This window comes from Pseudomonas sp. PS01299, from assembly GCF_029960145.1.
In the GTDB taxonomy this organism is placed as follows: Bacteria; Pseudomonadota; Gammaproteobacteria; order Pseudomonadales; family Pseudomonadaceae; genus Aquipseudomonas; species Aquipseudomonas putida_A.
Genome location: NZ_JASCPO010000239.1, coordinates 1 through 8,883, shown reverse-complemented (window position 1 = coordinate 8,883; position 8,883 = coordinate 1). Strand labels below are relative to the sequence as shown.

General features: G+C 58.7%; 5 protein-coding genes. 2 read left to right on the top strand and 3 right to left on the bottom strand.

The window, feature by feature from the left end:
* Window positions 1–195: 195 nt before the first annotated feature.
* Complete coding sequence (locus QMX91_RS26295; RefSeq protein WP_282413604.1) at window positions 196–2,646, bottom strand: glycogen/starch/alpha-glucan phosphorylase; 2,451 nt, start codon at window positions 2,644–2,646, stop codon at window positions 196–198.
* 259 nt (window positions 2,647–2,905) lie between these two features.
* Between QMX91_RS26295 and QMX91_RS26290 the strand changes: the two genes are divergently transcribed.
* The gene (locus QMX91_RS26290; RefSeq protein WP_007961740.1) at window positions 2,906–3,343 is read left to right on the top strand and encodes a YkgJ family cysteine cluster protein; all 438 of its coding nucleotides are present in this window, start codon (window positions 2,906–2,908) and stop codon (window positions 3,341–3,343) included.
* Between the two features lie 226 nt (window positions 3,344–3,569).
* Here the strand turns inward: QMX91_RS26290 and typA are convergent, their stop codons facing one another.
* Window positions 3,570–5,390 carry a translational GTPase TypA gene (gene typA / locus QMX91_RS26285; RefSeq protein WP_007961739.1) on the bottom strand — a complete coding sequence of 607 codons (1,821 nt, stop codon included), beginning with the start codon at window positions 5,388–5,390 and terminating at the stop codon, window positions 3,570–3,572.
* Window positions 5,391–5,529: 139 nt separating this feature from the next.
* Window positions 5,530–6,984 (bottom strand): tRNA uracil 4-sulfurtransferase ThiI, encoded by a 1,455-nt coding sequence (gene thiI, locus QMX91_RS26280; protein WP_027611269.1) that lies wholly within the window; start codon window positions 6,982–6,984, stop codon window positions 5,530–5,532.
* Window positions 6,985–7,312: 328 nt separating this feature from the next.
* On the opposite strand from thiI, the gene glnA reads away from it, so the two are divergent.
* Window positions 7,313–8,719 (top strand): glutamate--ammonia ligase, encoded by a 1,407-nt coding sequence (gene glnA / locus QMX91_RS26275; protein ID WP_003220788.1) that lies wholly within the window; start codon window positions 7,313–7,315, stop codon window positions 8,717–8,719.
* Window positions 8,720–8,883 lie beyond the last annotated feature (164 nt).

Below are 8,883 nucleotides of genomic sequence, written 5' to 3'. Positions count from 1 at the left end.
ACAAACCCTTGTAGGAGTGAACCTGCTCGCGATAGCGATTTGTCAGTCAACGAAGCTGTTGAATGTGACGGCGCTATCGCGAGCAGGCTCACTCCTACATTGGATCAGTGGTGACTGAACAGCCCGGTAACCGGCGCTCAGTATATCGATCCGGCCCAACAAACGTTGGGCCTTACGCACATTTGTTGCAGAAAATCACTCCAGTGCCTTCCAGATATCCGTGGCGTACTCGCGAATCGTCCGGTCGGACGAGAACCAGCCCATCCGCGCCGTGTTGAGCACCGCCGAACGCCACCAGTTGTTGGAATCGTGCCAGTGCGCATCGACGCGTTTTTGCGCTTCCCAATAGGAATCGAAGTCGGCGCAGACCAGGAAGCGGTCGTAGTCCACCAGCGAATCGATCAATCCGGTGTAACGCGACGTGTCATCTGGCGAGAACACGCCACTGCGGATCGCTTGCAGCACGTCGCTCAAACGATGCGACGCGGCGATGTCCGGCGCGGCGCTGAACTCGTGGTTCTGCTTGCGCGCTTCAACCTGCTGAGCGCTGAGGCCGAAGATGAACATGTGCTCGGCACCGATACGCTCGCACATTTCCACGTTGGCGCCATCGAGGGTGCCGATGGTCAGCGCACCGTTGAGGCCGAACTTCATGTTACTGGTGCCCGAGGCTTCGAACCCGGCCGTGGAAATCTGCTCGGACAAGTCCGCCGCAGGAATGATGCTTTCCGCCAGGCTGACGTTGTAGTTGGGCAGGAACACCACTTTCAGCAAACCGCGCACGGTCGGGTCGTTGTTCACCACCCGGGCGATGTCGTTGGTCAGTTTGATGATCAGTTTGGCCTGGTGATAACTGGCCGCCGCTTTACCGGCGAAGATTTTCACTCGCGGCACCCAGTCGGTTTCCGGCTCGGCACGGATCGCCTGATACAGCGCCACGGTGTGCATCAGGTTGAGCAACTGGCGCTTGTATTCGTGAATCCGTTTGACCTGCACGTCGAACATCGCCGCCGGGTTGACCGCGATCCCCAGCCGCTCGTGAATCAGATAGGCCAGGGCCTTTTTGCTGTGCAGGCGCTGTTCGGCGAAGGCTTTGCGGAAGGCGGGTTGCTCGGCGAACGGTTCGAGGTCGAGCAAGCGTTCTTCCGGGTTATCCAGCACTTCCGGACCGAGGGAGTCGACCAGCATCGAGGTCAGTTCGGAGTTGGCCTGGAACAGCCAGCGGCGGAAGGTGATGCCGTTGGTTTTGTTGTTGATCCGCTCCGGGTAGAGCTTGTGCAGTTCAGCGAACACAGTCTTGCGCATCAACTGCGTGTGCAGCCCGGACACGCCGTTGACGCTGTGCGAACCGAGGAACGCGAGGTTGCCCATGCGCACCCGGCGACCGTTGTCCTCTTCGATCAGCGACACCGCGCGCAGCACGTCGAAATCGTGGATCCCTTTGGCCCGCAGCGAGTCGATGTGCTGGGCGTTGATCAGATAAATGATCTGCATGTGCCGCGGCAGCATGCGTTCCATCAGGCCGACCGGCCAGGTTTCCAGCGCCTCGGGCAACAGCGTGTGGTTGGTGTACGACAAGGTATCGACAGTGACTTGCCACGCCGCATCCCAGGCCACGTCGTAGACGTCGACCAGTTGGCGCATCAGTTCGGCGACGGCAATCGAAGGGTGAGTGTCGTTGAGCTGGATCGCTGCGTGATCGCCCAGGGTCAGCACCGAGGTGTGCATGTTGCGATGACGACGCAGCAAATCCTGCAAGGAAGCGGCGACGAAGAAGTATTCCTGGCGCAGGCGCAGTTCCTGCCCGGCCTCAGTGCTGTCTGCCGGGTAAAGCACGCGGGAAATGCTTTCAGCCCGGGCCACTTCGGCGACGGCGCCCAAGTGGTCACCGGCGTTGAAGCGCTCCAGGTGCAGATCTTCCATGGCCCGGGCGCGCCACAGGCGCAGGGTGTTGACGCTCGCCCCGCGCCAGCCGACCACCGGGGTGTCGTAGGCAATCGCGCGCACGGTTTCCGCAGGCGACCAGACCTGTTTGGTCTTGCCGCTGGCATCGGTGACGGTTTCGACGCTGCCGCCGAAGCCGATCGAGTACACCACTTCCGGACGTTCGAACTCCCACGGGTTGCCGAAATCCAGCCAGTGCTCGGTCTGCTCCTGCTGCCAACCATCGACGATGGCCTGCCGGAACAGCCCATGCTCGTAGCGAATGCCGTAGCCGTGCCCGGCGATGCCGAGGGTCGACATGCTTTCCATGAAGCACGCCGCCAGACGTCCGAGGCCGCCGTTGCCGAGTGCCGCGTCAGGTTCCAGCAGGCGGATCCGTTCCAGATCGACGCCCAGCTCGGTCAGCGCTTCACGGGCGACGTCGAGCAGGCCGAGATTGCTCAGGCTGTCGTAGAGCAAACGGCCGATGAGAAATTCCAGCGAGAGGTAATACACCCGTTTCTGGCCTTTGCGGTAGATCTGCCGGGTGTGGTCCATCCAGTGCTCGACCATGTGGTCGCGCGCCGCCAGGGCAATGGCTTCGAACCAGTCATGGTCGAAAGCGTGATCCGGGTCTTTACCCACTGCATAGGTGAGCTTGGTCAGGACGGCATCGCGGAATGCGGCCACCTCTGCTTCGCGAACTAGTGGTTCTTGAGTCATCGATAGGACCTCGAGCGAGCGGGGAATTGTCTGAGCCTAGACGGTCTGACCGACGGTAGAGGCGCTGGTTCGGCAGTTTTTCCGAAGTCGGTGAGATAGCCCGGCATTACCTTGGCGAGTGGGCTAATGAATGCAGGGGCCGTGCCGGACTGAATGACATTTGCGCGGCATTTGCAAAAATCTGGCGAAAGGTTGTTCAAAAATCCACCAGTCCCGGTATGATCGCGCGCCCTGATGCACACACGCCTGGTAACCCCCGATGATGAAGCCCAACCTGATTGCCGCCGCCGAGATCGACCGTCTCGATACGTGGGCCAAATATTCGGCCCCGATGTGCGGCTCTTGTGTCTCCAGCTGCTGCACCCTGCCGGTCGAGGTCAAGATCAAGGACCTGGTACGTATCGGCGTGGTCGACGAGTTCGAGCTGGGCGATCCGCCGAAGAACATCGCCAAGCGCCTGCAAAAGGAAGGTCTGGTCGAACGCTTCAACCAGAAGTCGGGGATCTTTACTCTACAGCGCATGAGCAACAACGATTGCTACTACCTGGATCGTAAGAGCCGCCTGTGCACCATTTATGACAAACGCCCGGACACTTGCCGCAACCACCCGAAAATCGGCCCGCGTCCGGGGTATTGCGCGTACAAGCCCAAAGAAGTGGAGCGAGTGCAGAACTCGCGGTCGATCGAGAAGTTCTGATCTTTCCTGAAATTTTCGGCGCCTTTCAGGCCGCCTTCGCGAGCAAGCCCGCTCCCACAGGGAACTGTGGCGTACACAAGATTTGTGTTCACCGAGATCTACTGTGGGAGCGGGCTTGCTCGCGAAGAGGCCAGCACAAACACCGCCCCCGTCTCGGTTAAATCCCGGACAAACAAAAACGCCCCCGGTCTCGCGACCGGGGGCGTTTTTTCAAGCTCGGGCTAAATTACGCCTTGGCTTTCTTGGCAGCGCGGGTACGCTCGCTTTCGTCCAGGATCTTCTTGCGAAGACGGATGGACTTAGGCGTGACTTCGCACAGCTCGTCTTCCTGGATGTATTCCAGAGCCTGTTCCAGAGTGAAGCGAACAGGTGGTACCAGAGCGATGGTTTCGTCTTTACCCGAAGCACGCATGTTGTCGAGCTTCTTGCCTTTGGTAGGGTTCACACCCAGGTCGTTGTCGCGGCTGTTCTGACCAACGATCTGACCGTTGTAGATCTCCTGGCCGTGTTCTACGAACAGCTTGCCACGAGCCTGCAGGGTTTCCAGCGAGTAGGTCAGTGCCTTGCCGGTTTCAACCGAAACCAGAACGCCGTTCTGACGGCCGGACATGTGGCCCGACTTCACTGGAGCGTAACGATCGAAGATCGAGGTCAGGATGCCAGCACCGTTGGTCAGGGTCAGGAACTGGTTACGGAAACCGATCAGACCGCGAGCAGGGATGTTGTATTCCAGACGAACACGGCCCTTGCCATCCGGCACCATGTTGCTCAGGTCGCCTTTACGCAGACCCATCTCTTCCATGACCTTGCCCTGCGATTCTTCAGGGATGTCGATGGTGACGTTTTCGAACGGTTCCTGCTTCACGCCGTCAACTTCACGGATGATCACTTCAGGACGGCCCAGAGCCAGCTCGAAGCCTTCGCGACGCATGGTTTCGATCAGTACCGAGAGGTGCAGCTCACCACGGCCGGAAACCTTGAACTTGTCAGCCGAGTCGCCTTCTTCAACGCGCAGTGCAACGTTGTACAGCAGCTCTTTGTCCAGACGATCCTTGATGTTACGGGAGGTCACGAACTTGCCTTCTTTACCGCAGAATGGCGAATCGTTTACCTGGAAGGTCATGGAAACGGTTGGCTCGTCAACGGTCAGCGGCTTCATCGCCTCGACGGTGTTGATGTCGCACAGGGTGTCGGAGATGAACAGCTCGTCGAAGCCGCTGATGCAGACGATGTCGCCGGCTGCTGCTTCTTCAACGTCAATGCGGTGCAGACCGTGGTGACCCATCAGCTTCAGGATACGACCGTTGCGGCGCTTGCCGTCGGCGCTGATCGCGACAACCGGGGTGTTCGGCTTGACGCGACCACGAGCGATACGGCCAACACCGATAACACCCAGGAAGCTGTTGTAGTCCAGAGCGGAGATCTGCATCTGGAACGGACCGTCACGGTCAACGGCCGGAGGCGGAACGTGGTCGACAACTGCCTGGTACAGCGCAGTCATGTCTTCGCCCATGGCGGTGTGATCCAGACCGGCGATGCCGTTCAGGGCCGAAGCGTAAACAACCTGGAAGTCCAGTTGTTCTTCGGTAGCACCGAGGTTGTCGAACAGGTCGAAGATCTGGTCCAGAACCCAGTCCGGACGCGCGCCTGGACGGTCAACCTTGTTGATGACCACGATTGGACGCAGGCCGGCTTCGAACGCCTTCTTGGTCACGAAACGGGTTTGCGGCATAGGGCCGTCTTGAGCGTCAACCAGCAGCAGAACGGAGTCAACCATCGACATTACGCGTTCTACTTCGCCGCCGAAGTCGGCGTGGCCCGGGGTGTCCACGATGTTGATGTGGTAGCCGTTCCAGTTGATGGCGGTGTTTTTCGCCAGAATGGTAATACCGCGCTCTTTTTCCTGGTCGTTGGAGTCCATCACGCGCTCGTCGTTGAGCTCGTTGCGCTCCAGAGTGCCGGATTGACGCAGGAGTTTGTCTACCAGGGTGGTCTTACCATGGTCAACGTGGGCAATGATGGCGATGTTACGTAGATTTTCGATCACTTGTGTATCTCGATCAGAGGATTCGGTTTGCTGACAAGTCTTGGCAGCGATTAACAGTAGTGTCCGGCATGGCCGTTACAGCTTGACGGCGGTGTCGGGGGGCCGGTGACGCAGGCCACAGGCAAACAGCCCCGGGCACTTAGCTCGGTCGATAAACGCGCACATTGGCATGCCCCTCACTGAGCAAATGGTGAGCATGCAGGCGACTCATCACGCCTTTGTCGCAATACAGCAGGTACTGGCGAGTCGGATCCAGCTCCTTGAAACGAGCGTTCACTGCGTAGAACGGCATCGTCTGTACTTCTATGCCGGCAAGTTCCAGCGGGTCATCCTCGGCCGCATCCGGGTGACGGATGTCGATAACGATCTGACCGGCCAGCGCTTCGCCGACTTCTTCGATCTGCAAGTCCTGGCCCAATTCGTCGATCACTCGATCGATCGGCACCAGCTTGGCGTTTTCGAGCGCACGCTCGAGAACCGCCATGTCGAATTCTTTCTCTTCGTGCTCAACACGGTGGCGCTTGGCGGCGGTCTTCGGATTGACCGAGATGACCCCGCAGTACTCCGGCATGTGCCGGGCGAAATCGGCGGTGCCGATCTCGTTGGCCGTGTCGATGATGTCCTGCTTGTGCGCAACGATCAGTGGGCGCAGGACCAGTTTGTCGGTCACGCAGTCGATCACCGACAGGTTCGGCAGCGTCTGGCTCGATACCTGGGAGATCGCTTCGCCGGTGACCAGCGCGTCGATGTGCAGCCGGTCGGCGATGGCCGACGATGCGCGCAACATCATACGCTTCAATACGACGCCCATATGACTGTTATCGACTTTGCCGAGAATTTCGCCCAACACTTCTTCGAACGGAACACTGACAAATAGCACGCGTTGCGAGCTGCCGTACTTCTTCCAGATGAAATGCGCGACTTCCATCACGCCCAATTCGTGGGCACGCCCGCCGAGATTGAAGAAGCAGAAATGCGCCATCAGGCCGCGACGCATGATCTGGTACGCGGCAACCGTCGAGTCAAAGCCGCCGGACATCAATACCAGCGTCTGCTCCAGAGCGCCGAGCGGGTAACCGCCGATGCCGTTGTGCTGGCTGTGGATGACAAACAACCGTTGGTCGCGAACTTCGATGCGAACTTCGATTTCCGGGTCTTTGAGGTCGATTCCGGCCGCACCGCACTCACGACGCAGCTTGCTGCCGACGTATTTTTCGACGTCCATCGAACTGAACGGATGCTTGCCGGCACGCTTGCAGCGCACCGAGAAAATCTTCCCGGCCAGCACATCGCCATAGTGCTGTTTGCACTTCTCGGTGATGTCGTCGAAGTCGCCCAGCGGGTACTCGTCGATCTGCAGAAAATGCGCGACACCCGGGGTGCAGGTCAGGCGCTCACCCATCTCTTTCAAGGCTTTGGGGTCGGTAACGCGGGTTTCCAGCTCGAGATTGTCCCACACACCGTTCACCACCACGGCCGGGTCCAGATCGCGGAGCACGGCACGGATGTTCTTGGCCAGCTGGCGGATGAAACGCATCCGGACAGGGCGGCTTTTGATGGTGATCTCGGGGAAGACTTTTACGATTAGTTTCATGAAAACAGCGCGCGCAGGGCCAGCCGAAAAAGGGGGGCGCGGATTATAGCGGAAATTGCTCAAGGTTTAACCAGTTAATATGCAGAAGGTTTCACTTGCACCAAAACGGGTCATTTCTGATTTGAAGCGCTACATTAAGGGGCGAGATTTTCGCCTTTACGTCGCTTTGCAGTGCTCAAAGCGTGAAATTGGGGCAAAAAACCCATGCTGGGGCACTGGCATGCAATTTGCTCCCTTGTGAGGCAGGTTGCCTTGGCAGAGTATCTGCGCCGGCATCACCCCTATTAAGGGCATCCACTACCAAGCCCTAAGCCACCCGGAGGACACTATGTCGAAGTCGGTTCAACTCATCAAAGATCATGACGTCAAGTGGATTGATCTGCGCTTCACGGACACCAAAGGCACTCAGCACCACGTGACCATGCCGGCTCGCGATGCGCTGGAAGACGACTTCTTCGAAGTCGGCAAGATGTTCGACGGTTCCTCCATCGCTGGCTGGAAAGGCATCGAAGCCTCCGACATGATCCTGCTGCCGGACGACGATACTGCCGTTCTCGACCCGTTCACCGAAGACGCAACCCTGATCCTGGTTTGCGACATCATCGAACCGTCGACCATGCAAGGTTACGATCGCGACCCGCGCGCTATCGCTCACCGTGCCGAGGAATACCTGAAGACCACCGGTATCGGTGACACCGTCTTCGCTGGCCCAGAACCAGAATTCTTCATCTTCGACGAAGTGAAGTTCAAGTCGGACATCTCCGGCTCGATGTTCAAGATCTACTCCGAACAAGGCTCGTGGATGTCCGACCAGGACATCGAAGGCGGCAACAAAGGCCACCGTCCTGGTATCAAAGGCGGCTACTTCCCGGTTCCGCCGTTCGACCACGACCACGAAATCCGTACTGCCATGTGCAACGCACTGGAAGAGATGGGCCAGACCGTTGAAGTTCACCACCACGAAGTGGCGACTGCCGGTCAGAACGAAATCGGTGTCAAGTTCAACACCCTGGTGAAGAAAGCTGACGAAGTTCAGACTCTGAAATACGTTGTGCACAACGTTGCCGACGCATACGGCCGCACCGCGACCTTCATGCCGAAGCCACTGTACGGCGACAACGGCTCGGGCATGCACGTGCACATGTCCATCGCCAAAGACGGCAAGAACACCTTCGCGGGCGAAGGCTATGCCGGCCTGTCCGAAACCGCCCTGTACTTCATCGGCGGTATCATCAAGCACGGTAAGGCCCTGAACGGCTTCACCAACCCGGCCACCAACTCCTACAAGCGCCTGGTGCCAGGTTTCGAAGCGCCGGTGATGCTGGCCTACTCGGCTCGCAACCGTTCCGCCTCGATCCGTATTCCTTACGTCAACAGCCCACGCGGCCGTCGTATCGAAGCACGCTTCCCGGATCCGGCTGCCAACCCGTACCTGGCTTTCGCAGCACTGCTGATGGCCGGTCTGGACGGTATCCAGAACAAGATCCACCCAGGCGATGCCGCTGACAAAAACCTGTACGACCTGCCGCCTGAAGAGGCGAAAGAGATCCCACAAGTTTGCGGCAGCCTGAAAGAAGCCCTGGAAGAGCTGGACAAGGGCCGTGCGTTCCTGACCAAGGGCGGCGTGTTCTCCGACGACTTCATCGACGCTTACATCGCGCTGAAATCCGAAGAAGAAATCAAGGTCCGCACCTTCGTACACCCACTGGAATATGAGCTGTACTACAGCTGCTGATCCAGTAGCGCCGCGCTACGCGGCGTGACAAAAAGAGGCCTCCTTCGGGAGGCCTTTTTATTGCCCACGATTTATGAAACTACGCAAAACCCCTGTGGAAGCGGGCTTGCTCGCGAAGGCGTCGTGTCAGCCACCATCACCTTCAATGACCGACCGCATTCGCG